The sequence below is a fragment of the Pseudooceanicola aquaeponti genome (assembly GCF_050897975.1).
Lineage (GTDB): Bacteria > Pseudomonadota > Alphaproteobacteria > Rhodobacterales > Rhodobacteraceae > Pseudooceanicola.
The window spans coordinates 15,361-39,481 of the sequence record NZ_JBPAXY010000011.1; the positions used below are offsets into that span (position 1 = coordinate 15,361).

The 24,121-nt window shown below is 68.2% G+C and carries 19 protein-coding genes; 11 read left to right on the forward strand and 8 right to left on the reverse strand.

From position 1 onward, the window contains the following. Nucleotides 1-169: 169 nt before the first annotated feature. The 4 genes from ACRARE_RS21410 to kdsA all read left to right on the forward strand — a co-directional run bounded on the left by ACRARE_RS21410 (nt 170) and on the right by kdsA (nt 3,665). Entirely contained in the window at nt 170-952 is a 783-nt protein-coding gene (locus ACRARE_RS21410) for a hypothetical protein (RefSeq protein WP_432658450.1), read from the forward strand. A 71-nt stretch (nt 953-1,023) separates the two neighbouring features. After that, nucleotides 1,024-2,004, forward strand: a complete 981-nt coding sequence (locus ACRARE_RS21415) for a KpsF/GutQ family sugar-phosphate isomerase (RefSeq protein WP_432658451.1) — start codon at nt 1,024-1,026, stop codon at nt 2,002-2,004. 48 nt (nt 2,005-2,052) lie between these two features. Beyond that, on the forward strand, nt 2,053-2,838 hold the full coding sequence (locus tag ACRARE_RS21420; RefSeq protein WP_432658452.1) for a 3-deoxy-manno-octulosonate cytidylyltransferase: 786 nt from the start codon (nt 2,053-2,055) through the stop codon (nt 2,836-2,838). Then, complete coding sequence (gene kdsA, locus ACRARE_RS21425; protein WP_432658453.1) at nt 2,835-3,665, forward strand: 3-deoxy-8-phosphooctulonate synthase; 831 nt, start codon at nt 2,835-2,837, stop codon at nt 3,663-3,665. The genes ACRARE_RS21420 and kdsA overlap by 4 nt, the downstream gene beginning before the upstream one ends. A 36-nt stretch (nt 3,666-3,701) precedes the next feature. Here the strand turns inward: kdsA and ACRARE_RS21430 are convergent, their stop codons facing one another. Beyond that, entirely contained in the window at nt 3,702-4,727 is a 1,026-nt protein-coding gene (locus tag ACRARE_RS21430; RefSeq protein ID WP_432658454.1) for a helix-turn-helix transcriptional regulator, read from the reverse strand. A 211-nt stretch (nt 4,728-4,938) separates the two neighbouring features. Between ACRARE_RS21430 and cysD the strand changes: the two genes are divergently transcribed. From cysD to cysQ, 3 genes are all read left to right on the forward strand, one after another. Continuing rightward, a complete protein-coding gene (gene cysD, locus ACRARE_RS21435) occupies nt 4,939-5,844 on the forward strand; it encodes a sulfate adenylyltransferase subunit CysD (RefSeq protein ID WP_432658455.1) in 906 nt (301 codons plus the stop codon). A 42-nt stretch (nt 5,845-5,886) separates the two neighbouring features. Next, the gene (gene cysN / locus ACRARE_RS21440; protein WP_432658456.1) at nt 5,887-7,800 is read left to right on the forward strand and encodes a sulfate adenylyltransferase subunit CysN; all 1,914 of its coding nucleotides are present in this window, start codon (nt 5,887-5,889) and stop codon (nt 7,798-7,800) included. Nucleotides 7,801-7,876: 76 nt separating this feature from the next. Further along, nucleotides 7,877-8,671: a 3'(2'),5'-bisphosphate nucleotidase CysQ gene (gene cysQ, locus ACRARE_RS21445; RefSeq protein WP_432658457.1), complete on the forward strand. Its 795-nt coding sequence runs from the start codon at nt 7,877-7,879 to the stop codon at nt 8,669-8,671. Nucleotides 8,672-8,922: 251 nt separating this feature from the next. Here the strand turns inward: cysQ and ACRARE_RS21450 are convergent, their stop codons facing one another. The 5 genes from ACRARE_RS21450 to ACRARE_RS21470 all read right to left on the reverse strand — a co-directional run bounded on the left by ACRARE_RS21450 (nt 8,923) and on the right by ACRARE_RS21470 (nt 12,799). Next, complete coding sequence (locus ACRARE_RS21450) at nt 8,923-9,501, reverse strand: MBOAT family O-acyltransferase (RefSeq protein ID WP_432658458.1); 579 nt, start codon at nt 9,499-9,501, stop codon at nt 8,923-8,925. A 140-nt stretch (nt 9,502-9,641) separates the two neighbouring features. After that, the gene (locus ACRARE_RS21455) at nt 9,642-9,818 is read right to left on the reverse strand and encodes a hypothetical protein (RefSeq protein WP_432658459.1); all 177 of its coding nucleotides are present in this window, start codon (nt 9,816-9,818) and stop codon (nt 9,642-9,644) included. A gap of 13 nt (nt 9,819-9,831) precedes the next feature. Further along, nucleotides 9,832-11,103: a 3-oxoacyl-ACP synthase III family protein gene (locus tag ACRARE_RS21460; protein ID WP_432658460.1), complete on the reverse strand. Its 1,272-nt coding sequence runs from the start codon at nt 11,101-11,103 to the stop codon at nt 9,832-9,834. Between the two features lie 57 nt (nt 11,104-11,160). Continuing rightward, nucleotides 11,161-11,406 (reverse strand): hypothetical protein, encoded by a 246-nt coding sequence (locus tag ACRARE_RS21465; protein ID WP_432658461.1) that lies wholly within the window; start codon nt 11,404-11,406, stop codon nt 11,161-11,163. Between the two features lie 280 nt (nt 11,407-11,686). Beyond that, nucleotides 11,687-12,799, reverse strand: coding sequence for an acyltransferase family protein (locus ACRARE_RS21470; RefSeq protein WP_432658486.1), 1,113 nt, complete (start codon nt 12,797-12,799; stop codon nt 11,687-11,689). Between the two features lie 487 nt (nt 12,800-13,286). On the opposite strand from ACRARE_RS21470, the gene ACRARE_RS21475 reads away from it, so the two are divergent. The 4 genes from ACRARE_RS21475 (at nt 13,287) to ACRARE_RS21490 (ending at nt 19,619) form a co-directional block, all read left to right on the forward strand. Next, nucleotides 13,287-15,440 (forward strand): YjbH domain-containing protein, encoded by a 2,154-nt coding sequence (locus ACRARE_RS21475; RefSeq protein WP_432658462.1) that lies wholly within the window; start codon nt 13,287-13,289, stop codon nt 15,438-15,440. Continuing rightward, nucleotides 15,437-16,078, forward strand: coding sequence for a hypothetical protein (locus tag ACRARE_RS21480; protein WP_432658463.1), 642 nt, complete (start codon nt 15,437-15,439; stop codon nt 16,076-16,078). The genes ACRARE_RS21475 and ACRARE_RS21480 overlap by 4 nt, the downstream gene beginning before the upstream one ends. Nucleotides 16,079-16,148: 70 nt before the next feature. Further along, nucleotides 16,149-17,525 carry a polysaccharide biosynthesis/export family protein gene (locus ACRARE_RS21485; RefSeq protein ID WP_432658464.1) on the forward strand — a complete coding sequence of 459 codons (1,377 nt, stop codon included), beginning with the start codon at nt 16,149-16,151 and terminating at the stop codon, nt 17,523-17,525. Nucleotides 17,526-17,714: 189 nt separating this feature from the next. Then, complete coding sequence (locus ACRARE_RS21490; protein ID WP_432658465.1) at nt 17,715-19,619, forward strand: right-handed parallel beta-helix repeat-containing protein; 1,905 nt, start codon at nt 17,715-17,717, stop codon at nt 19,617-19,619. A gap of 24 nt (nt 19,620-19,643) precedes the next feature. Here the strand turns inward: ACRARE_RS21490 and ACRARE_RS21495 are convergent, their stop codons facing one another. Further along, entirely contained in the window at nt 19,644-21,830 is a 2,187-nt protein-coding gene (locus ACRARE_RS21495) for a polysaccharide biosynthesis tyrosine autokinase (RefSeq protein WP_432658466.1), read from the reverse strand. Nucleotides 21,831-22,103: 273 nt separating this feature from the next. Continuing rightward, a complete protein-coding gene (locus ACRARE_RS21500) occupies nt 22,104-23,999 on the reverse strand; it encodes a right-handed parallel beta-helix repeat-containing protein (protein ID WP_432658467.1) in 1,896 nt (631 codons plus the stop codon). Nucleotides 24,000-24,121: the final 122 nt, after the last annotated feature.

Sequence of the window (24,121 nt, forward strand, 5' to 3'; positions counted from 1 at the left end):
GGTGGCCCCGGCCAAGTCGCCCTGACTGGTGTGAACAGGACCGCGTCCTTTCCGCTTGCCGGCCTTCCAAACAGTCCGACTGGCGCCGGGTTGGGTTCACGAGCTACCCGGCGCCAGTCGGGCTGTCGTGGCAACCACTGAAAAAGCCATTAAAGCCAAGGAGAATCCAATGCTTATCCTGCCGTTCGCCTACCCAAAGGCTGTATTCGTTCATCTGCGTCGCGCCGTACTCGATCTGCACACGGAGATCACAACGCGGATAGATCCTGCGCTACTGGCAGATATCCGCCAGCTGATCTGCCACACGCAACTCGAGGTCTGCCACGACGCTGACGGGCTGCTCCAGAATCTTCGTGTGTCTCTTCTGAGCGACGATAAGTGGACCTGGGGCCCGGCGCATATCTTCTTCACTGAAATCAATTTCAAGACCGCACAGGAGGCCGTGGCTATGTCTTCAGAGATACTGGCGGAAAGGTGGGTGAATACTGCGGTGCACCGGCGCCTCGAGCGTGGCCGTGAACTGTTCGAGCTCTCGGACGAGGCGCTTGACCAGCTGATCCTCGGAGGCCCCCAGGCGCCAAGGCTGGGTACCGTCCCAGATGAAGCCGCGTATTTCCTGCACAAACTGGCCCTGAAAGAGCGAGAATTGCGCAGCGCCCCGCTCACCCCTCATCAAGCCCTTGCTGAACTGGTGAGGACCCGGAAGTTTGGCGCGCTTCTGCGTTGCGAGGTCGAGGCGGCTCAGGCTTGGTGGGGTAAACGAAACGACCCTGCCTGTGCTCCCGACAAGAACTCTATCGTCCACATCTATCGGGATTACCACTACCAGCGTGATGGCGTCTGGCCTCTTTTCAATCTCTGGGGTGAGGAGAGGTTTCCAGCCGTGAGGCAGCCACACGCCTCAGTTCTCGCGCCGGGGGCCCCGAACGCCGAGAGTCTCCAAGAGCACTGACGGCTCCCAGCCACCCTTGCTCTTGTGGCGCCTTCGGGGCTATGCCGACGGCCAATGAAGGAGCCCAAATCATGACCGCATCCGAGCTGAAAAACGACGTGCTGGGCGAGATGGCCCGGGTGCTGACGGTCGAGGCCGGGGCGCTGCACCAGATGGCCGGCACCCTGGGCGCGCCGCACCGCCAGGCAATCGACATCCTGCGCGCGGTGACGGGCCGGGTGGTGGTCGCGGGCGTCGGCAAGTCGGGCCACGTGGGGCGCAAGATCGCCGCCACCTTCGCCTCGACCGGCACGCCCGCGCAGTTCGTCCACCCGACCGAGGCCAGCCATGGCGATCTGGGCATGATCACCCGGAACGACGCCTGCCTGGTGCTGTCGAACTCGGGCGAGACCACGGAACTGGCGGATCTGCTGACCTATGCCCGGCGCTTCTCGATCCCGCTGATTGCCATCACCCGCCGGGCGCAAAGCACCCTGGCGCGCGAGGCCGATGTGGTGCTTTTGCTGCCCGACGCCGACGAGGCCTGCCCCATGGGCATGGCGCCCACCACCTCGACCACGGCGACCCTGGCGCTTGGCGATGCGCTGGCCGTGGCGCTGATGATGGGGCGGGGCTTTGGCCGCGACGATTTCCGCGTCTTCCACCCCGGCGGCAAGCTGGGCGCGCAGCTGCTGCGCGTCGAGGCGGTGATGGTGCCCGCCGCCGAGCTGCCGCTGGTCGAGGCCTCCCTGCCGATGCGCCAGGGGCTGGTGTCCATGTCCGGCAAGGGCTTTGGCGTCTTGGGGGTGACCGAGGACGGCACGCCCGCCAGCAAGCTCAGCGGCATCATCACCGATGGCGACCTGCGCCGTCACCTCGACCGGCTGTTCGACGCCAGTGTGGGCGAGGTGGCCACCGCCGGGCCCAAGGTCATAGCCCCGGATGCCCTGGCCTCGGAAGCGGTGCAGGTGATGAATGACAAGAAGATCACCGCGCTTTTCGTCGTCGATGAGGCGGGCCGCCCCCTGGGGCTGATCCGCCTGCATGATTGCCTGCGCGCCGGTGTGGCGTAACCTTTTGGCCTGACCCCGCCGCCTGCCCCGTGGCCCGAGGAGACCCCGATGCAAACCGTGATCCTGATCCCCGCCCGCTATGCCTCGACCCGCTATCCGGGAAAGCCGCTGGCGGTGCTGACCGGCCCCGATGGCGCCAAGACCCTGATCCAGCGAAGCTGGGAGGCGGCGATGTCGGTGCCCGAGGCCGATGCGGTCTTCGTGGCCACCGATGACGACCGCATCGCCGAGGCGGCGCGCGGCTTTGGCGCCGAGGTCATCATGACCTCCGAGGATTGCCGCAATGGCACCGAGCGCTGCGCCGATGCCCTGGCGAAAGGGAGCCTCGACCCGGATCTGGTGGTGAACCTGCAAGGCGACGCGCCGCTGACGCCCCCCTGGTTCCTGTCAGACCTGATCGCCGCCATGGGCGAAGATCAAACCCTGGATGCCGCCACCCCCGTCCTGCGCTGCGATCCCGAGACGCTGGCGATGTTCCTTGAAGACCGCAAGCATGACCGCGTGGGCGGCACGACGGCGGTTTTCGATGCGGCCCGCAACGCGCTTTACTTCTCGAAGGAAGTGATCCCCTACACCGGCGGCAAGGCCTTTGCCCCCGGCGCCGTGCCGGTCTTCCACCATGTGGGGGTCTATGCCTATCGCCCCCGGGCCCTGGCCGCCTATGGCGCCTGGCCCGAAGGGCCGCTGGAAAAGCTGGAAGGGCTGGAACAGCTGCGGTTCCTGGAGAACGGCGCGAAACTGAAATGCGTCGAGGTCGACGCCAAGGGCCGGATCTTCTGGGAGCTGAACAACCCCGAAGACATCGCCCGTATCGAGAAGGTGCTGAACCCATGACGACCCCCAAGCCCGTCCAGATCCGCGACCTGACGGTTGCCAACGACCGCCCCTTCACCCTGCTGGCCGGTCCCTGCCAGCTGGAAAGCCTGGAGCACGCCCGGATGCTGGCGGGCAATCTGGCCGAGACCTGCGCCGATCTGGGCATCCCCTTTGTCTTCAAGGCCAGCTACGACAAGGCCAACCGCTCGTCCCTGTCGGGCGTGCGGGGCCTCGGCATCGAGGCGGGTCTGGAGATCCTCAACGCGATCCGCGAGGAATTCGGCTGTCCGGTGGTGACGGATGTCCATGACGTGCCCCAGGTGCAGCGCGCCGCCGAAGTGGTCGATATCCTGCAGATCCCGGCCTTCCTCTGCCGTCAGACCGACCTGCTGCTGGCCGCCGGGGAAACCGGAAAGGCGCTGAACATCAAGAAGGGTCAGTTCCTGGCGCCCTGGGACATGAAGAACGTCGCCGACAAGGTGCTGAGCACGGGCAACGAGAAGATCATGCTTTGCGATCGCGGCACCAGCTTTGGCTACAACATGCTGGTTTCCGATTTCCGCTCGCTGCCGATCATGGCCGAGACGGGCTTTCCGGTGGTCTTTGATGCCACCCATTCGGTGCAGCTGCCGGGCGGGCTTGGCACCTCGACGGGGGGGCAGCGCGAGTTCGTGCCGCCCCTGGCGCGGGCTGCCGTGGCGGTCGGCACCGCGGCGCTTTTCATGGAAACCCATGAAGACCCCGCGCGCTCGCCCTCGGACGGGCCGAACATGGTGCCGCTGGCAGAGATGCGGGCCGTGCTGACCCGGCTGAAGGCCATCGACGATCTGATGAAGGCGGGCTGAGGCCCGAACCTTCGACACCGGTTCGGGGCAGGGGGGTCAGACCTCGCTGTCCGGCCCGGCCTCTTGCATTTCCGGGTCGCCCTCCGGCGGGGCCAGCCACAGGGCGCCGCCCTGCATCTGCCGGATCACCCCGGCCTGACCACGCACCCCCATCCGGGCAAAGACCTGTTTCGAGGCGCTGCGGGTGCTTTCCAGGGTCCAGCCCAGATCACCCGCCGCCTCGGCCAGAGAGCGGCCGTCGCAGATCCGCTGCGCCAGCCGCGCCTCGGCGGGCGCCAGGGCAAACTGCGCCGCAACCCGGGCGGGCGGCAGAGCCGCCGCCCCAGGCGGGCGGCGCAGCCGGGCCAGCCGGGCGCCGGGGCCTTCGGGGGTGATCCAGACCTCCAGCCGGGGCGCGGCGCTCAGCAGCAGCCAGGCGGGATCGGGGCGGGCCAGGGCGGCGCGCAGGGCCTGGGCCGACCCCTCCTCGGGCAGATGCAACCGCCCGTCGCCCGTGAGCCGCGCCCCGCTGCCCGCCAGCAGCCCCTCCAGCCCCGCCCCCCGGTCGAGGATTTGCCCCGTGGGGGAAAAGAGGATCCAGCCCGCGCCCAGGTCGCGGGCCAGGGCGCGGTCGCGCGCGGCGCGGGCGCGGACCGCCTCGGCCCCCTGCCAGCCGGTCAGGGCGGGGCCCAGATAGGGGGCGAGCGTGGACAGCTGCACCCCGTCGATGGCGCGGAAATCCTCGGCCCCCGGGGCGCGGCGCATCAGCAAAAGGGCGCAGCCCCCGGGGCCCGCGGGCGCGCGCAGGGCGCGCAGCGGCGCCGGGCGCGGCCCCAGGCCCGGCAGGTCGCCCTGGGCATAGACCCGGCCTGCGCGCAGCTTCTCGGGCTGGGCCAGCTCGGGCGGCGGCGGGCCATGGTGCCAGGCCGCCACCCGCCGCCCGCGCTGGTCGAACCGCAGGGCCAGGCTGTCGGCCCGGGTGGTCTCGGCCAGCAGGCGCAGCAGCTCGGGCCAGCCCGGCGCCCCGGCCTGGCCGGTGGCGGCGGACAAAAGGGTCTGGAAGATCTCGATCTCGCTGGCCATCTGTCCTGCCTCGCCCCTGTCTGGCGGGTTATCTGCCTGTCCCTTGGGCGGAAAACTGGGACAATCCGCCGGATCTGGCGGGAAATCGCGGAGAAACGCCTTTCTTTCCCGCGCTTTCCCGCGCACCTCCCATTTGGGGGGTGCCCGCATCAAACCACTGGCTTAGCTCTGAGGCAAGCGATCTGACAGCAGACGAGCAGACAGGATTTCCATGACCAGCAAGACCCTGACCCACCTCCAGCGCCTGGAAGCCGAGAGCATCCACATCCTGCGCGAGGTTGCCGCCGAAGCCGAAAACCCGGTGATGCTTTATTCCGTGGGCAAGGACAGCGCGGTGATGCTGCATCTGGCCAAGAAGGCCTTCTATCCCTCGCCGCCGCCCTTCCCGCTGATGCATGTGGATACCACCTGGAAATTCCAGGACATGTACAAGCTGCGCGACCGCGCCGCCGCCGATGCGGGGATGGAGCTGATCGTCTATCAGAACCCCGAGGCGGTCGAACGCGGCATCAACCCCTTCGATCACGGCAGCCTGCACACCGACATGTGGAAGACCGAAGGTCTGAAACAGGCGCTGGACAAGCACGGCTTTGACGCGGCCTTCGGCGGCGCGCGCCGCGACGAGGAAAAATCGCGCGCCAAGGAACGGGTCTTTTCCTTCCGCACCGCCGCGCACCGCTGGGATCCGAAGAACCAGCGCCCCGAGCTTTGGCGCCTGTACAACGCCCGCAAGAACAAGGGCGAGTCGATGCGGGTCTTCCCGATCTCGAACTGGACCGAGCTGGACATCTGGCAGTACATCCACCTCGAAGGCATCGACATCGTGCCCCTCTACATGGCCGAGGAACGCCCCACGGTGGAACGCGACGGGATGCTGCTGATGGTCGATGACGACCGCTTCCCGCTGCGCGATGGCGAAGAGCCGGTGATGCGCTCGATCCGCTTCCGCACGCTCGGTTGCTACCCGCTGACCGGGGCGGTGGAAAGCACCGCGAAAACCCTTCCCGAGGTCATTCAGGAAACCCTGCTGACCACCACCTCCGAACGCCAGGGGCGCGCCATCGACCACGATCAGGCCGCCTCGATGGAGAAGAAGAAGCAGGACGGATATTTCTGACCGCTTCGCTTTTCAGGCCGCTTCAGATTTCAGGGGATCCCCATGACCAAAGACCACGACCCGATCTACAAGACCGACGCGCTGATCGCGGAAGACATCGACGCCTATCTCGACACGCATCAGCACAAGACCATGCTGCGTTTCATCACCTGCGGCTCGGTGGATGACGGCAAGTCGACGCTGATCGGCCGGCTGCTGTACGACAGCAAGATGATCTTCGAGGACCAGCTGGCGACGCTGGAGGCCGACAGCAAGAAGTCGGGCACCCAGGGCGAGGGCATCGACTTTGCCCTGCTGGTGGATGGCCTGGCCGCCGAGCGCGAGCAGGGCATCACCATCGACGTGGCCTATCGCTTCTTCACCACGGAAAAGCGCAAGTTCATCGTCGCCGACACCCCCGGCCACGAGCAATACACCCGCAACATGGTCACCGGCGCCTCCACCGCCGACCTGGCGGTGATCCTGATCGACGCCCGCAAGGGGGTGCTGACCCAGACCAAGCGCCACAGCTACCTGGTGCATCTCTTGGGCATCAAGAACCTGGTGCTGGCGGTCAACAAGATGGACCTGGTGGAGTACAGCCAGGAGGTCTTCGACCAGATCGTCGCCGACTACCGCGCCTTCGCCGCCTCGATCGGCATCGAGGTCTTCGTGCCGATCCCGATCTCGGGCTACATGGGCGACAATATCACCGCACCCTCCGAGAATACCCCCTGGTACGACGGCCCCTCGCTGCTGCCGCACCTGGAGACGGTGGATATCGACAGCACCAAGGAACCCCAGGCGGCCCCCTTCCGGATGCCGGTGCAATGGGTGAACCGCCCCAACCTCGATTTCCGCGGCTTTTCCGGCCTGATCGCCTCGGGGGTGATCCAGCCCGGCGATCCGATCCGGGTTCTGCCCTCGGGCAAGACCTCGAAGGTGGCGCGCATCGTCACCTTCGACGGCGACCGCGCCATGGCCGTGGCCGGCGAGGCGGTGACCCTGACCCTGGAGGACGAGATCGACTGCTCCCGCGGCCAGGTCATCGTGGCCGCCCAAAGCCCGCTGGAAGTGGCCGACCAGTTCGAAACGACCCTCATCTGGATGGATGAGACCGAGATGGTGCCGGGCCGCGCCTATTGGCTGAAGATCGGCACCCAGACCGTGTCGGCCACGGTGCAGCACCCGAAATACGAGGTGAACGTCAACACCCAGGACCACCTGGCCTCGAAGACGCTGGACCTGAATGCCATCGGCGTGGCGAACATCACCACCGACCGCGAGATCCCCTTTGCCCCCTACGCCGAGAACCACGACCTGGGCGGCTTCATCCTGGTGGACAAGTTCACCAACCAGACCGTCGCGGCCGGCATGATCAACTTTGCCCTGCGCCGGGCCCAGAACATCCACTGGCAGGCCACCGACATCACCCGCGACGACCATGCGGCGATGAAGAACCAGAAACCGGCGGTGGTCTGGCTGACGGGCCTGTCGGGTTCGGGCAAGTCGACCATCGGCAACATCCTGGAGAAGAAGCTGGCGCGGATGAACCGCCACACCTTCCTGCTGGATGGCGACAACGTGCGCCACGGGCTGAACAAGGATCTGGGCTTTACCGAGGCCGACCGGATCGAGAATATCCGCCGGGTCGGCGAAGTGGCCAAGCTGATGACCGATGCGGGCCTGATCGTCATCACCGCCTTCATCTCGCCCTTCCGGGCCGAACGCGACATGGTGCGGGCGATGATGCAGCCGGGCGAGTTCGTCGAGGTCTTCGTCGATACGCCCCTGGAAGTGGCCGAGGCCCGCGACGTGAAGGGGCTTTATGCCAAGGCGCGCTCGGGCCAGCTGAAGAACTTCACCGGGATCGACAGCCCCTATGAGGCGCCCGACGCCCCCGAGATCCGCGTCGACACCACCGAGATGACGCCGGAGCAGGCGGCCGATGCGATCATCGCCCGGCTGATCCCCTGATCTGCCTGCGCCGCCCCTTCGGGGGCGGCGTCTTTGCCTGACCCATTTGACGAGCAGATTTCCGAAGGAGAGAGCCTTGGACTACGACACCCTCGTGACCGTGATGCGGACCCTGGCGCTGGAGGCCGGCGCAAAGATCATGGAGATCTACAATTCCGACGATTTCGAGGTGAAGACCAAGTCGGATGAAAGCCCGGTGACCGCCGCCGACGAGGCCGCCGATGCGCTGATCTCGGCCGGTCTGCGCGCCGCCTTCCCCGATGTCCTGCTGGTGACCGAGGAACAATCGGCCTCGCACGGGCAGACGGCCCCCACCTTCCTGATCGTCGATCCGCTGGACGGCACCAAGGAATTCATCAACCGGCGCGGCGATTTCACCGTCAATATCGCCCTGGTCGAGGACGGTGTGCCAACCCGCGGCGTGGTCTATGCCCCGGCCCGCGACCGGATGTTCTATACCCTGGCCGATGGCAGCACCGTCGAAGAGCTGGGCCCCTTCGGTGCCACCCCGGGCGAGGTGAAGCCGATCGCCGTCTCCGCGCCCGACAACGCCGCGCTGATGGTCGTGGCCTCGAAATCGCACCGCGACCAGGCCACCGACGACTACATCGGCCAATATGCGGTGAAGGACATGACCAGCGCCGGATCCTCGCTGAAATTCTGCCTGGTGGCCACGGGCGAGGCGGATCTTTACCCGCGTCTGGGCCGCACCATGGAATGGGACACGGCCGCCGGTCACGCGGTGCTGGCGGGGGCGGGCGGCCAGGTGGTGCGCTTCGACGATCACAGCCCGCTGCGCTATGGCAAGGCCGATTACGCCAACCCCTTCTTCATCGCCTATGCCCCCGGCGTGGTGCTGAAAGAGGGCTGAGGTTCAGGCCCAGGCTCTAAGCTCAGGGGGCGGCCACCGGGATCCGGCGGCCGCCCCCTTTGCCTTTGGCGCGCCCTCAGTAGGCGGCGTATTCGGGGATGCCCCAGTCGAAGGGGTAGTTGCGGCAGATCAGGATCCAGCCAAGGACCCCCAGCAGGAAGGCCACCTTGCGGGGATCGCCGAGCCCCCCCTGAGGCGGGTCAGGGCCTGCTGGCCGAGGTAACGGGCCTGGTGGGACATCGGCGGTCTCCTCAGTTCAGGATCAGGCTGCGGATGAAGAGGACGGGGCCCTCAAGCGAGCCCTGGTTGGCGAAGCTGGACATGAAGGAGACGAAGCTGATTGTGAACAGCCAGCCCCCCAGTTGCATGGCCCGTGCGGCCAGGGCCGAGGTCGTCTTGAAGGCCCCCGCCTTGCGCAGCATCATGGTGATCGCCAGCGCCGCGCCATGGCCGAAGCCCCAGATCAGGTAGGGGATGCTGACATTGTGCCACAGCCCGACGAAGAGGAAGGCCAGGAAGATCCCCAGGGCGGGCTTGCCGGTCTGGCGCACGATCGGCTTGAACAGGTAGGTGCCGATGAAGGCCCCCAGGCTGAGGTGCCAGCGCTGCCAGAATTCCTGGATCGAGGTCGAGACCAGCGGCCAGCGGAAGTTCTCGGGAATGCGAATGCCGAAGAGCAGCCCCGAACCGATGGCGATATCGCTGTAGCCGGTGAAATCCAGGTAGAGCACCAGGAAATGGCGGTACATCTCGAGCCAGGCCAGGGCGCGGCCCCCGGCGCCGGTCAGGGCGGCCAGGACGCCCCCCCTTGCTGCTGTAGGTGAAGCCAACAACGGCCGCGGCACACAGGCCCGCCGCCAGAAGGACCCCCGACAAGGCTTTCATATCTGCTGTCTTCCCGAAATCAGGCTTATTCGGTGAGGAAGCCCATCAGGGTCGAGACCCGGTAATCCCCGAAGGTCTCGGTGACCTATTCGATCTTCGAACCCTTCAGGTGCTCGAGCTCGAACATGAAGTTCATCAGGTCGAGCGAATCCAGGATCTCGTCCTGTTGCAGCTCGGTTTCGGGCGTCACCTTGTCGCCGCTGCCCGGGGACACGATGTCCCGGGCCTTCTTGATCATGTCGAGGGCTTCAGCTTCGGTCATCTCAGATACCTTTTCAGTTTTCCGGAGGAGAGAGTTCGAGAACGGCGGTGGCCCAGGACAGGCCGACCCCGAACCCGGAAATCAGCACGCGGCGGGTCTCGGGCGCCGGAGCGTCCAGCAGCGGTTCCAGCAGCAGGGGCACGGTCGAAGAGACGGTGTTGCCGTAGTCCGCGATATTCATCAGCAGTTTGTCCTTCGGCAGTCCGGCCCGGCGGGCCAGGGCGTCTACCATGTAGGCCGAGCCCTGGTGCAGCGCGAAGGCGTCGATGTCGTCGACCGTCAGACCGGCCTTGTTCAGACTGGCCTTGATGCTGCCGGGGATGGTTGCATTGACGAAGTTGAAGACGTCGCGGCCTTCCATGTGCAGGCGCAGCGCGACAGGTTCATAGGCCTCGATCCCCTCGGGGGTGTCCAGCGAGACCAGCGGCAAGGCGGCGCCCCCGGCATCGATGCGGATCGCATCCGCGCCGCCGCCATCGGTGCCGAAATCAATCGATAGGGTACGGGTGGTCGGGCCGTCGCGGCGGATCCAGGTGGCGGCGGCGGCATCGCCGAAGACCACGTTGGTGGCCTTGTCGCCGCTGTCCATGATCCGCGAATAGGGATCGCAGGTGACGATCACCGCATTGCTCATGCCGTGACCGGCCAGGAAGCTTTCGGCCACCGACAGCGCATGGACGAAGCCCGAACAGCCCAGGGCCAGGTCGAAACTGGCCAGGCCGCGGGACAGGCCCAGCCTGTGGGCCAGCGGCGCGGCATTATGGAGGATGCGGCGGTCGGGGGTCTGCGTGACGTAGATCAGCAGGTCGATCTGGTCGGCCTCCAGGGCGCTTTTCTCCAGCAGGTTGCGCACCGCCGCCTCGCCCAGGTCCAGCCCGGTCTCGCCGGGCGAGAGCACATGGCGCTGACCCAGGCCGACCTTGCCGCGCACGAAGGCCGGGTCCGCCCCGGTCGCCTCGGCGACGTCCTCGGCGGTCTGGATCTTCGCGGGCAGGGCCTTGCCGATGGCCTCAATGGACATGATCAATGCTTTCGGATTTGAAGACGAAGGCCACCGCGGCGCGGATCGGCGCCGCCAGTTCGGGCTTTCGAAACTGGTCATCATCAGGGTCTGCCAGCCCTCCTCGCCGCGCATCCCGCGGCGGAATCTGACATCCAGCCGCCCGGCGGTCGCGGGGAAGGGGTTGAAGGGGATGTTGGCGCTGCCGAAGCCGGTCAGCCAGACATCATGGACATCCGCGCCAAGCGCCTCGTGCAGACCCTTGACGATCTGCACCACCGCCATGAGGTAATCCTCGCCGCAGATCAGCCCCTCGAGGGCGAAACTGGCGGTCAGCGGGCTTTACCGGGCCTCGGCGATCTCGCGCCAGGCAGGGAGGACGCCGATGGTGTCGCCCTCGATCAGCTCGTAACTGGTGCGGTCCGCGCCGGTCTCCAGCTGGAGGGTGCCCAGCACCTGCTCGGGCGCCCCGGTGCCGGGGGCGGCGACCGAGACGAGGCGGTCGGTGATCCGCTGGAAGGTGGCCGCAGTAAGCACATGGGGGCCGGGCGAGGTCGCTACGGCAAGCTCCAGGGCTCGGGCGATCATCTGTGTGCCCTGAACATAGGTTCGGGGGCCATTAAGGAAGACCTCCAACGCCTGCATGGGCTGCATCATTTCGTCAATTTTAGTCTATTAAACAACTCTTTGGGCAGTCCGGCGCGGCACGGATCGGGCCGCCAGTCCATGCGCCTATAATGTGACTAAAGATTATATGCACAGCCAGGGAATGCAACGTGAAACCTGTCCGATGCTGCGCTTGCGAGGTAATCCGCGCAGTGAGCGCAGGGAATAAAGGCAATAGGCCCCGGCCCCGCCGCGCCGGGGGCTAACCACCCTCTCCGGGAGTCCCGCGCGGCGGCAACAGGCGCGCGGCCGCGGCCCGCCCCAGGGCGATCCCCGGCGTCTCGATATGGCGATAGCACAGCTTGGACAGCCACAGCACGATCGGCAGCGCCAGGACACCGGCGAAGGCGGCGGCCATCATCGACGGCGAGATCCACAGCCGGGTGGCGCCGACCATCAGGATCAGGACTGGGCTGTGCACCAGGTAGGTGGAATAGGAGATCTTGCCCAGGCCGACCATCCAGTCGGCCCGCCCGCGCAACGCGCGATAACCCGCCCCCAGCCGTCCCCCCAAACCCACATCCCCCAGGATGGCCAGGCCGCAAAGCGCCCAGATCAGCACCTCCAGCTTGGGCACCAGCCCGCCGAAAATCAGCACGCCCAGGCCGACCAGCGGGCGCAGCGGCAGACGCCCCTCGGCGATATCCTGCAACAGCTCGCGGCTGAGAATCCCCAGCAGGAAGAAGTTCAGCGCCAGCGGCAAGGCCGAGGGATGGCCGTACTCCGCGCCCCAGGCCTGGCGGGCCTGGAGGTTCAGCGCCATCAGGGCGGCCAGGGCCAGCCAGCCAATCCAGCCGCGCGCCCCGCGCATCAACAGTCCTCCGATCAGGACCGGCGCCAGCAGGTAGAACTGCCATTCCAGCGACAGGCTCCAGGCCGGGGCCAGGAAGGTCCCCGAAGCATAGGGCAGCACGGTTTCGGGCACCGTCCCGTGCAGCAGCGTCAGGTGCAGCAGCATGTGAGCGCCGAAATTGTCCCATTGCTCCTGCCAGCGGGCCAGGTCGCCGGCGCCATCGGACCAGGGGGTGACCTGCGCCGCGGGCAGCAGCGGCGATACCGCCAGGGCCAGGGCCAGGCAGACCAGGTAGATCGGGTAGACCCGGAAGCCGCGGCGCAGGATATAGGCCGGGTAGGGTTCGGGATTGGCCAGCCGCAAATGGGTGATAACGAAGCCGCTGAGCACGATGAAGACATTCACCGCCCGCCCGGGACGGTTGAGGGCATCGAACAGCGGCTCTGGCAGCCAGAAGACCCCGCCTACCATTTGCAGCATATGGGCGACGACCACCCACCAGGCCATCAGGCACCGCACCATTTCCAGAGAGGGGAAGGCGCCCGAAAGATGCGCGGGCGTCAGGCCCCAAGCAGAGAGGGAGGCCGTGGCGGAAGCGGATAGGGAAGACACGGTTGCAGCACACCTTTTACAACGACAGGCGGGGAGAGGATCGCCGGGCGTCTCTATCTGTACGTGTAAATCTACCTTCGGAAAATGCTATATTCGGGAATATGCTATATTCCAGTAAGTCCAACTCCAGACCCCGCAGACCAACTCTGCCCCGGCTGCTGTCGGCGAGAGGTCGCGCAGCGCTCTATTTTCGGGCGAGTGCGCCCGCGCCCGCTACAATCGCGGCGGGCTCTGGCCGCCCGGCGGGACAGCGCGGCGACAACTCGCCAATCCGGTGTCGCAAAATGACGTCAGCCCTGCGCAAAGCCTCTCGGGCATGGCATTTTTCGGTGGAACCCCCTAAGAGGTGGGGGCAGAACACAACAGCGTAAGACGCTGGAGACGAGAGGGGCATGGTGTGAAGTCTGTAGGGTGGTGGTCGCTGTTCCGCAGCCTGGGCTTTGCCCTGGCGCTGTGCGGGCTATCGCTGGCGGCGGCGGCGCAGATTCGGCCGACCCTGGGCTTTCACGGCACCCCCGGCATCCTGGAGATGCCGACGGCGGACATGACCCGGGATGCGGACCTCTCCTTCACCCTGTCCAGCTTCGGCGACATGAACCGCGGCATCGCGCATTTCCAGTTCACCCCGCGCCTGGCCGGCACCTTCCGCTATTCCGCGCTTCAGAACATCCCCAACCAGAGCCCCGACAAGCCCTATTACTTCGACCGCAGCTTCGACATCAGCTATCAGATCATGACCGAGGGCGCGCGGCGCCCGGCGCTGACCCTGGGCCTGCGCGACTTCGGCGGCACCGGGGTCTATGCCGGGGAATATCTGGTCGCCACCAAGGGGTTCTTCGACAACCGCCTGCGCGGCACCATCGGCCTGGGCTGGGGCCGCCTGGGCAGCGCCGGCAGTTTCCGCAACCCGCTGTCCTATCTGTCGGACAATTTCCGCACCCGCCCCGACAATGTCACCGGCGCCAGCCTGGGCAATGTGGGCGATGTGGATTTCGGCCAGTGGTTCAAGGGCGATGCCGCCCTCTTCGGCGGGGTGCAATACCAGGCCACCGACCGGCTGCTGCTCTCGGCCGAGATCTCCTCGGACGCCTATGAGCTGGAAGGCAGCGCCAATCCCGGCTTTCACCGCGACAGCCCCGTCAACATCGGCGCCACCTACCGGTTCGACAACGGCCTCGACCTGACCGGCGCCTATCTCTACGGCAATACCCTGGGCCTGGCGCTGAGCTATCGGATCAACCCCAAGGCCCCGCCCGGCCCGCCCTCGGGGCGCGAGGGGGCAGGCCCCGCCGTGGTGCCGCGCGATGCGGCGGTCCTGGCCAGCTGGGGCCTGGACGACGGCCCCCAGAGCGGTGACGAAACCGCCCGGGTGCGCGCCGCCCTGGCCGCCCAGGGGCTGACCCTGCTGGCCTATGAGCGCCAGGGCGCCCGGGTGCGGGTGCAGCTGCGCAACGACACCTACCTGAGCGAGACCCAGGCCGTGGGTCGCGCCGCCCGCGCCCTGACCGGCGTGCTGCCGCCCCAGGTCGAGATCCTGACCCTGACCCCGGTGACCGACACCGGCCTGGCGCCCACCTCGGTCACCCTGCGCCGCTCGGACCTGGAAGAGCTGGACCACGACCTGCAAGGCGCCTGGAAAAGCTATGCCCGGGCCGAGATCGCCCAGGACCGCACCCTGCCGCTGGATCCCGGCGCGGCCAGCCCGCTGCGCTATGGCATCAGCCTTTACACCGGCACGCGCCACAGCCGCCCCGACCATCCGCTGGCCGAAACCGGGCTGCGCTTCGACGCCTCCTACCTGGCCAGCCTGGGCAACCGTTCCAGCCTGCTGCTGAGCGGCCAGCTGCGCCAGCCCCTGGCCCTGGTGGAACGCGACAGCATCCCGCTGCCCGACACCCCAGGCCCCTGGGCGCGGGCGGACGCGGGCCTTTACGACCGTGACACCGGCCTGGAGATCCGCGAGCTGATGGCGGAATATTTCTTCCAGCCGGGCGATGCCCTCTATGGGCGGCTGTCCATGGGCTATCTGGAACAGATGTACGGCGGCGTCTCGGGCGAGCTGCTGTGGAGCCCGCTGGACAGCCCCCTGGCGCTTGGCGCGGAACTGAACCTGGTGCGCCAGCGCGCCACCGACGGGCTGTTCGGTTTCCGCGACTACGAGACCGCCACCGGCTTCGTCTCGGCCTATTACGATTTCGGCGGCGGCTACCTGGCCCAGATCGACGCGGGCCGCTACCTGGCCCAGGACTGGGGCGCGACGCTGACCCTGACGCGGGAATTCGAAAGCGGCTTCCGCCTGGGCGTCTTCGCCACCCAGACCACCATGTCGGCCGAGGAATTCGGCGAGGGCTCCTTCGACAAGGGGATCATCTTCTCGGTCCCGGGCAGCTGGCTGTTCGGCCAGCCCTCGGAACGGACGGCCGATTTCACCTACCGGCCGCTGCGCGCCGAGGGGGGCGCGCGGCTGGACCTGTCCAACCGCCTCTACGAGCCGGTGCGCCGGGCGCAGCAGCTGGACGACCCGCAGGATTGGGGAAGCTTCTGGCGATGAGACATCCGGCCCATATCCTGTCGCGCGCCCTGCTGCCGCTCGGTCTGCTGCTGAGCCTGGCGGGCTGCGCCGTGCCGCTGGCCAGCTCGAACCCCGCCGATGGAACCTTCAACCGCGCGGTGCTGCGCCAGGTCGGGGGCGGCCTGCTGCCGCCCGCGCCGGTCGATCCGCGCTACCTGGCCCTGCAGGAGGCCGGGGCGCCGGTCCTTCGGATGCAGGCGGACGAGGGCGCGGGCGTGGCGCTGCGCCGCGACGGGCCCGCGGCCGATGGCGTGGTGCGCTGGCGCGCCCCCGACGGGGCGGCGATCGACATGCGAAACGGCGTCGTGGTGGCCAGCCGCAGCACCGCCGACGACCTGATGTTCTCGGACCTGGCCGAGCTTCAGGCGCGCCTGGCCAGCGGCCAGCCCGGCCTGGCCCGCCGCTTCGAGAACCGCATGACCAAGGACCGGACCCTGCAATTGCAGACCTATGTCTGCACCGTGACCCGCGCCGCCAGCCCGGCCGGTCCCGTCACCCGCGAGGATTGCGCGGGCCCCGACGACGGTTTCATCAACAGCTACGGCCCCGCCGGAGGCTCGCAGCAGCGGGTCGGTGGCCGCATGGTCACATTCTCTCCCGAAGGGAGCCGGTCGTGACCGAAAACCATACGGTGCGCGCGAAAGCCGCTAAGAAGACACCGTCATTTCACTTTGTGGGAGAAGCAGAATGCGCCGCCTGAAAGCCCTTTTCACCCTCAGTGTCCTGTCTGGGCTTCTCGGCGGCTGCGGGGTCATCTACCACAGCCCCTCGGTCGATACGGTGGCCAATGCCGGTGCCAAGGTGCAGGTGGTCGAGATGAACGCCCAGACGGTCATGGTCGCCAACCGTTCGGCCTATGCGCCGCGCACCCTGCCCGCAATCCTGTCGGAAATGCCCGCCACCGGCAGCACGGTGGCCATGGGCACCGGCGCCCTGCCGGAACCGGCCCTGTCGGACAAGCCGCGCCTGCCGCTGGAAACCCGCCTGCCGCCCGCCCCGCCCGAGGCCCCCTATCAGATCGGCGTCGGCGACGTGCTGCTGCTGGCGGTGCCGCAAAGCGGCTCGACCCTGGAAGAGCTGACCGGCCTGCTGGCCGCCAGCAACTCCCGCGAGGGCTATACGGTGCAGGATGACGGCGCCATCGCCATTCCCAATGTCGGCCGGGTGAACCTGGCCGGGCTGACCCTGGAAGAGGCCGAGGCGCGGCTGTTCCAGCGCCTGGTCGAGAACCAGATCGACCCGACCTTCAGCCTGGAAATCGCCGAGTTCAACTCCAAGAAGGTGGCCATCGGCGGCGCCGTCGGCAGCCCCCGGGTGGTGCCGATCCAGCTGACCCCGCTTTATCTGGACGAGGCCCTGGCCGCCGTCGGCGGCGTGCAGGTGCCCGATATCGACCTGGCCTCGGTGCGCATCTACCGCGACGGCACCCTCTACCAGATCCCGGTGACCGAGCTCTATTCCAACCGCGAACTGGCCCGGGTGCGGCTGCTGGATGGCGACAGCGTCTTCGTCGACACCTCTTACGACCTGACCCTGGCCCAGGCCTATTTCGACCAGCAGATCCGCCTGGCCGACTTCCGCCAGAGCAGCCGGCTCAGCGCCCTGCAGGCGATGAACCAGGAAATCTCGCTGCGCCAGTCCAGCTATGAGGCGGCGCGCACGAACTACATGACCCGGCTCGAGCTGGGCGGGGTCGAACGCGACTACGCCTATCTGGCGGGCGAGGTCGGGGTGCAGGGCCGCTTTGCCCTGCCCTTCGAGACCCGCGCCTCGCTGGCCGATGCCCTTTATGGCGACAACGCCCGGGGGATGCCCACGGAAACCGCCGACATCAGCCAGATCTACGTGCTGCGCGCCTCGGACGACCCGCGCGAGTTCGGCGCCGTCACCGCCTGGCATCTGGATGTGCGCAATGCCGCCAACCTGCTGCTGGCAACCAAGTTCGAACTGCGTCCCGATGACGTGATCTTCATCGCCGAACAGCCGGTGACGCGCTGGAACCGCACGCTGCAACAGATCGTGCCCTCGCTGATCACCCAGGGCGCGGCCATCGCCAGCCGCTGATCGCGCGCCCCGCCTGCCGCCCCGCCGGGGGCAGGCCTGCCCGATCGGTCCTCACATGAGCCCTGCGGGCGCCCCCCGGGGCGCCGCCCGCAGCGGAACCACGCCCATCCCGGGCGGGCTCCGGGCCGGGGGGCTTGTCCCGGGCCGGCGCCCATGGCCTGCTGGCGGGGTCTGATCCCCGGAGCGGCCATGATTTCCCAGCTTGCCAGCCTGCCTGCCGCAGGGCTTGCCCTGCCCGGCACCCTGGGGGTGCGGGCCGACACCGGCCGCCCGGTGGTCCATGACGGGCTGACCCCGGGCGGGCGCGAGGTGCCGCACCGCAGCTATCCCGACATGGCCGCCCTGCTGGCCGACCCCACCCGACCGCCCGCGGGGCAGGGCGGGTTCCTGCGCGTCGGCCGGGCGCTGTTCCGCCAGGGCGCCCGGAACGAGGCGGCGGCCCCCCTGGTCACCGCCGGGGGCGCCCCGCTCTGGCCGGTCTCGGTCGACGGGCAGCTCAGCCTGCGCCAGTTCGGCGCCCGGCTGGCGGGCCCCGAGGCCAGGGGCGGTGAGGCCGGGGGCGGCGACGCGGACGGGGCGATCCTGGCCCGGGCCCTGGCCCTGCTGCCGCCGGGCCACCGGCTGGAGATCGGCGGCGACCTCTGGCTCGATCAGCCGCTGGCGCTGCCGCCCGCGCGCCGCGACATCACCCTGGCGGCAGGGCGGATCCTGCGCCGTCCCGCCGCGCCGGATCCGCCCCGGGCACGCGCCCCGGACTGGCAGGCGCTGCTGGAGCTGCGGGACTGGCAGGGCTGCCGCCTGGAGGGGCTGACCTTCCGGGCAGGGCAGGGCACGGGCCGGGCGGCGCGCGACGGCGGCCTGCGCCTGGACGGCTGCCGCGACCTGGTGATCGCCGGCTGCCGGTTCGACGCCTGCTACTACGGTCTGGCCGGGGGCGGGCAACGGTCGCGCGACATCACGGTCGAGGCCTGCCACGGACAGACCCGGGGCAGCGTCGAGGCCCTGCGCCGCCGCGCCCGGGGCGCGGGTCTGGCGGCGGCCGAGGCCACCGCCCGGGCCCTGCGCGCGGGCGGCGGCGCCCTGGTCATGGGGGCGGGGCGGATGGACCGGGTCACGGTGCGCGGCTGCACCGGCCAGGGCTGGAATCACCTGGTCCTGTCCGGCGACAGCCAGGGCTGGCTGCTGGAGGATTGCGCCCTGGCCGACAGCGGCGACAGCGCCTTCTACCTGCGCGGCGCGCATCACCGGATCCGGCGCTGCCGGGCCACGCGGGCGGGCAAGGACGGGATCAAGATCCTGGATTTCACCGATGGCCGGGCCGGGCATGACAATGCCATCACCGATTGCCAGGTGACCGGCGGCATGGGCCATACCCGGCCCGACGGCGGCAAGGGGATCAGCTGCCAGACCGAGAACAGCCTGATCGCCACCTGCGAGATCACCTGCGCGGGACCACGCCGCGCCGGGCTGGCGGCCCGGGGCGAGGTCGGGGTGCAGGTCTCGGGCAGCGGCACCACCCTGCGCGACATCACGGTGACCGGACCTGCCGTCGATTCGCGGCCTGCCGCTGGCGTGTCGGCCGATGTGGACCCCGATCCCGATCCGGGGCGGATGATCGGCCTTGCCCTGCGCGGCCACAGGACCCGCCCGACCCGCGGCCTGACCGCCGAGGGGATCCGCGGGCAGGGCCTGTCCTGGCTCTGGGTCGTGGCCGGAGAGGGGCTGGACGCGGTGACCCTGCGCGCGGGCCAGGCCCAGGACTGCCGGGCGCTCGGGCGGGTCGCCACCGAACGGCCGGGCGGGATCGGACGAGTGACGGTGCAGGGCGGCGGGATCGAGGGCGCGGCCTGGGACGCGCTCCAGCTGCTGGCCCCGGGGGCCGAGATCCAGCTGACGGAGGTCCGCTTCGCCGCACTGGCGCCGGGGCGGCACTGCCTGGTCCATGGGGCCGGGACGACCGGCCGCTACCAGGATTGCCCCTGGGACGGCAGCGGCGCCGCCCGCCCGGTGCGCCCCCAGCTCGGGGGTCCGGCGGTGGCGGACAAACGGGAAGAACCGCCCGGCCCGGGGCGGCTCTCAGGCGTCTTTCCCTGATCCGCGCCCCGCGGGGGCACGGGATCAGTTGGTGTAATAGCGCCGCCCGTAGGCCGCATAGGCCCCGTAGCGTTCACCATAGCCGTAGCGTTTCATCCCCTTGGGATCGATCTGGTTCAGCACCAGGCCGCTGATCGGCTGGTTGACCGTCTCGAACATGCGCATCGCATCCCGGACCTGGGTGCGCGAGGTGGAATCCCAATGCACCGCGAAGATCAGCGCATCCACATGCTGTGCCAGGATCCGCGCATCGGGCACCACCAGCACCGGCGGCGTGTCGAGGATGATCACGTCATACTTGGCCCGCACCTCGGCGATCAGCGCCCCGAAACGATCGGAGGTAAAGACATCCGCCGCGTTGGTGTTGCTTTTCTGGCCGATCAGGATGTCGGCATTGATCCGGTCGTCGCGCACCAGGACCTCTTCCAGCGCATGTTCGCCGCTCAGCACCGACAGCAGGCCCCTGTCCTGATTGGCATCGAGATAGAGGTTGAAGACGCGGCGCCGGATGTCGCCCTCGATCAGCAGGACCTTCTTGCCGAGCGAGGCGAAGTTCTGCGCCAGGGCCATGGACATGGTGGTCTTGCCCTCGCCGGGCAGCGACGAGGTGATGCCGATCAGCTGCGGCGTCGCATCCACATGCGACAGCAGCACCGAAGTCCTGAGGTTGCGGATCGCCTCGGCCGCCGCCGAGGTGGGTTTCTCCGCCAGGTAGGTCAGCACGTCCTGGCGCCGCACCTTGGGCACCAGCGGGATCTGCCCCATGACCGGCAGGCCGGTGGCATCTTCCAGGTCCTGGGCCAGGCGGAACCCGTCCTGGCGGCTTTCGCGGAAGAGGACCAGGGCGGCGCTGAACAGCAGCCCGACGAAGGCGGCCAGGCCGATGACCAGGGGCTTGTTCGGGGCCGAGGGCCCGCCCGGGATCACCGCGCCGGACAGCACGCGGCTGTCGGCCTGCTGGATCCCCTGCTGCGCCGAGGTCTCCTTCAGGCGGTTGAGGAAATATTCATAGAGCAGCCGGCTGGCTTCCGCTTCGCGGGTCAGCTGTTGCAGCTGGATCAGGTCGGCGCTTTGCTGGCGGATCTCCTCGGCCATCGTGTCGGCCGAGCGGCGCAGGGCGGTCAGCTGGCTTTCGGCCCGCGCCGCTTCCAGCTCGGCGCGGCTGACGACCTGTTGCCAGCGGGCCTCGAAATCGGCGGCGATGCCGGTCTCGCCGATCCGCGGCAACAGGCGCCCCAGCTGGGGATCCTCCGCGACCCGGGCCTGCTCCGGCGGGGTGGTGGCGGCGCGCAGCACCGCCAGGCGGGCCTGCGTCTGCTGCTGCGTGGCCTCGACATCCGCGATCCGGTCGCGGGTCTCTTTCAGCTGCCGTTCCATCCCGGCCAGGTTGGTCTGGTTGACCAGCGAGGTCTGGGCGCTGAAGTCCTTCACCTCCTGCTCCGCCTGTTCCAGGTCCGTCTGCAGGCTGGAGACGCGCTGCGTCAGCCAGCTGGTGGCCTGTTCGGTCGCCTCGAACTTGGTCTCGATCTGGTTCAGGATGTACAGATCGGCGACCGTGTCGGCGATGCGCGCCGATTTCTCGCCATCCTCGGTCTGCACCGTGATGCGGAACACCAGGCTGAGCGGGATGTTACTGACCGACATGCGGGTCAGCAGCCGGTTGATCGCCCGTTCCCGGATCTGCACCTGCCGGGCCGTTTCCGCCCGCTCATCCGTGGCCGGGCCGCTCTGCTCCGTCCCGCCGCCGAACAGCCCCGTCAGCAGCGCCATCAGCCGCTGCTTGCGCTGCACCAGGGGGCTGGGCGTGCTCAGCAGCGGGTTGAACTCGGGGTCCTGGGTCAGATCAAGGGCATCGACAACCTTGCCAAGCAGCAGCCGGCTGCGGATCACCTCGACCTCGGTGTTCACCGCCGTGGTATCGGTGCCCAGCCCGCCGATCACATTGCCGATGTCGACCACGCTTTCCTCGCGGGTCTCCAGCATGACCACGGAACTGGCCCGGTAGATCGGGGTGGCGATGGCATTGGCGTAATAGGCACCGATCATGGCCATCACGAGGGTCGCCGCCGCGATCCACCACTTGCCCCGCCACAGGGCCGCTGTCAGCGACGAGATATCGACGCCGTCTTCGCTGTTCATAAGACGCTGACGCAAGGCCTGCGGGGCGCTCTCGCGCTCGGAGCCGGCGGAACTTTGGAAGGGTTGGTTCATCTAAATCGTCTTTTGAAATCAGCGGGGAGAAGAGGGCGGCGCGCGCAAGGCCCAGGCGGGACAGGGTCGGAACAGTCGGGCATGACTTTATACCACAGAGTCACTTTCGAACATGCTCCGGACCATATCACTGATAAGATTGGCGGGTCTCCCCAAATGCGCGCAACAGCAAGGTTCCGCTCGCCTGGCCCGGCCTGTGGCCCCAGATCCTCCTGTCCCGGGGGCAGCAAGGCCAAAATTTATGCGCCGCCGCCCCGTCAGGCCCCGCCCGGATCAGCTCGGCAACGCAGCCTCCTCGGCAAAGACCGCCCCGCCGCCCGCCACCGTCCCCGAGGCGGTGCAGATCAGGCCCGGCACCTCTCCGGGCGCGGTTTCGCGGAACCGCACCCGATCCCCCACCCACCACCAGGTCCCGGGCACGGGCCCCGTGGCCCGGTCGCAATAGTTCCAGTCGTTGCCGCGCTGCGTGCCCGGCCCGGCCTGGTCGGTCTTCACCGGTGCCAGGGCGGTACTGTCCCAGGCGCAGCCCAGGAACCGCCCGCTCGATCCCTGGCGGATGTTGAGGCAATAGGCATCGCCCGCGACATTCATGAACGCGAATCCCTCGACCGTCAGATCGGCCACCCCGGCAAAGGTCATGCCATGGCTCGACGCCCCGTCGAGCCCGCCCCCCGAGACGGTCACCCGCGAGGTGTTCTGGCTCAGGTCGTAGACCATGACCGCGCCATCGACATCCCGGCACCACAGGTCGCTCAGCACCACCCGGCTGACCGTCCAGCCGGGGCGGGAATACATGGTGCAGGCATAGCGCACCGCCGTGGCCCGCAGGTTCGACAGGGTCAGATGCGACGTGTTGCGGGCGCTGTTGTTGATCGACACCCCCACGCCGACCCCCGCCTCGGCATAGCCGCCCGCGCCGTTCACCACCACGTTCTCCACCAGGATGTTCTCGCCCGAGACGGTCACCCCCGAGGTAGCCTCCGAGGCCAGCGCCGAGGTGGCATCGACCTGAAGCACCAACCCCGCGATCTTGCTGTGATCCGTCTCCAGGTTGACGCAGATCCCGCCGTCGGACTTGGTATAGCCCGCCCCCAGAACCCGGCAGTCGGAGATGATATTGTACTCTCCCCGGGCGCCGGAACGGTAGTCCAGGATCTTGATCCCGTCCTTGCCCGCCCGCCGGATCGCGCAGTTCTGCACCAGGTGATTGCTGCCCCGCAGGTAGATCGTGCTGTCGCCGCTGTCGTCCATGGCAGAGTTCGACACCGTCCAGCCGCTGGCATCCCCCGACAGGGCCAGGTGGTTCCAGCCCCGGCCCTCGCATTGATCTATGGTGACCTCGTTCAGCACGTCATTGCCAAAGACCATGGCCCCGCCGCCCTGCGCCGCGACCATCCCGGCCGCCACGCTGGCCTCATGCTCGGAGCGGGCATTCACCCCGCGGCAGTTCAGCAGCCGGATGTCGCGCGACACCGCGCCGGACCCCAGCACCCCGTAATGACACGCATCGAAGATGCAATCCTGCAACGCGAGATCCTCGCAGCCGCGCAGGAGGAAGGCGATTTCCCGGCTGGCCGAGCTGTCGTTGCCAAGCGAGAAGCTCAGCCGGAACAACGACCGGGTCCAGCCGCTCAGGTCGAAGACCGGCGCATTCGCACTGGCCTCGCCGCCCTGCGTGCGCAGCAGGGTGCCGTCGGTCACCGTGACCCCGTTGCGCGGCTGCGTCGGCTGTACGCTCCCCTGGATCAAGGCGGTGCCGCCGATGCTCAGCGTGCCGCCGTCGGGCAGGATGTCCAGCGCCAGGCGCAGCGCCTCGGTGTCATCGCTCACCCCGTCCAGCATCGCCCCGCATTGCTGCAAGGTGATCTTGCCGTCATTGGGCAGCACGTAAAGCTTCAGCCCCCCCTTGGTCATCACGTGATGATCCGTCGCCGTCTCTTCGGCGACCCGGTAGGACTGGGTGGTCATCGCCCGCAGCGTCTCGCCCGGGTAAAGGTAGTTGTACCAGTATTTCTCGCTGCGATAGCCCAGGTCGCTTTCCAGGATGTCGCGGCAGGTGCCGAATTTCACGGCGGCCCGCATGACCAGGATATCCTGATAGCCCGTCGCGCCAGAGGCGCCGGGCTGCGTCGGCTGTTGCAGGGGGGCCGCAGTGTAGATGATCGCCATGGCAGCTGCCTTCGTCCGTTGCACGATGTGGCGGGCATTCTCCGCAGCAGGGCGGAACGAAGTCTGAAAGGACCGTGCGCAGGTCGCGGGGGACAGATCCCGGGCCGATCCTCCGGATCACG

What these genes read in the sequence shown, in the direction of transcription:
- ACRARE_RS21410 (WP_432658450.1), top strand. Translation starts at nt 170, where the DNA reads ATGCTTATCCTGCCGTTCGCCTACCCAAAGGCTGTATTCGTTCATCTG.
- ACRARE_RS21415 (WP_432658451.1), top strand. Translation starts at nt 1,024, where the DNA reads ATGACCGCATCCGAGCTGAAAAACGACGTGCTGGGCGAGATGGCCCGG.
- ACRARE_RS21420 (WP_432658452.1), top strand. Translation starts at nt 2,053, where the DNA reads ATGCAAACCGTGATCCTGATCCCCGCCCGCTATGCCTCGACCCGCTAT.
- kdsA (WP_432658453.1), top strand. Translation starts at nt 2,835, where the DNA reads ATGACGACCCCCAAGCCCGTCCAGATCCGCGACCTGACGGTTGCCAAC.
- ACRARE_RS21430 (WP_432658454.1), bottom strand. Translation starts at nt 4,727, where the DNA reads ATGGCCAGCGAGATCGAGATCTTCCAGACCCTTTTGTCCGCCGCCACC.
- cysD (WP_432658455.1), top strand. Translation starts at nt 4,939, where the DNA reads ATGACCAGCAAGACCCTGACCCACCTCCAGCGCCTGGAAGCCGAGAGC.
- cysN (WP_432658456.1), top strand. Translation starts at nt 5,887, where the DNA reads ATGACCAAAGACCACGACCCGATCTACAAGACCGACGCGCTGATCGCG.
- ACRARE_RS21455 (WP_432658459.1), bottom strand. Translation starts at nt 9,818, where the DNA reads ATGACCGAAGCTGAAGCCCTCGACATGATCAAGAAGGCCCGGGACATC.
- ACRARE_RS21460 (WP_432658460.1), bottom strand. Translation starts at nt 11,103, where the DNA reads ATGGCGGTGGTGCAGATCGTCAAGGGTCTGCACGAGGCGCTTGGCGCG.
- ACRARE_RS21465 (WP_432658461.1), bottom strand. Translation starts at nt 11,406, where the DNA reads ATGATCGCCCGAGCCCTGGAGCTTGCCGTAGCGACCTCGCCCGGCCCC.
- ACRARE_RS21470 (WP_432658486.1), bottom strand. Translation starts at nt 12,799, where the DNA reads ATGGTGCGGTGCCTGATGGCCTGGTGGGTGGTCGTCGCCCATATGCTG.
- ACRARE_RS21480 (WP_432658463.1), top strand. Translation starts at nt 15,437, where the DNA reads ATGAGACATCCGGCCCATATCCTGTCGCGCGCCCTGCTGCCGCTCGGT.
- ACRARE_RS21485 (WP_432658464.1), top strand. Translation starts at nt 16,149, where the DNA reads ATGCGCCGCCTGAAAGCCCTTTTCACCCTCAGTGTCCTGTCTGGGCTT.
- ACRARE_RS21490 (WP_432658465.1), top strand. Translation starts at nt 17,715, where the DNA reads ATGATTTCCCAGCTTGCCAGCCTGCCTGCCGCAGGGCTTGCCCTGCCC.
- ACRARE_RS21495 (WP_432658466.1), bottom strand. Translation starts at nt 21,830, where the DNA reads ATGAACCAACCCTTCCAAAGTTCCGCCGGCTCCGAGCGCGAGAGCGCC.
- ACRARE_RS21500 (WP_432658467.1), bottom strand. Translation starts at nt 23,999, where the DNA reads ATGGCGATCATCTACACTGCGGCCCCCCTGCAACAGCCGACGCAGCCC.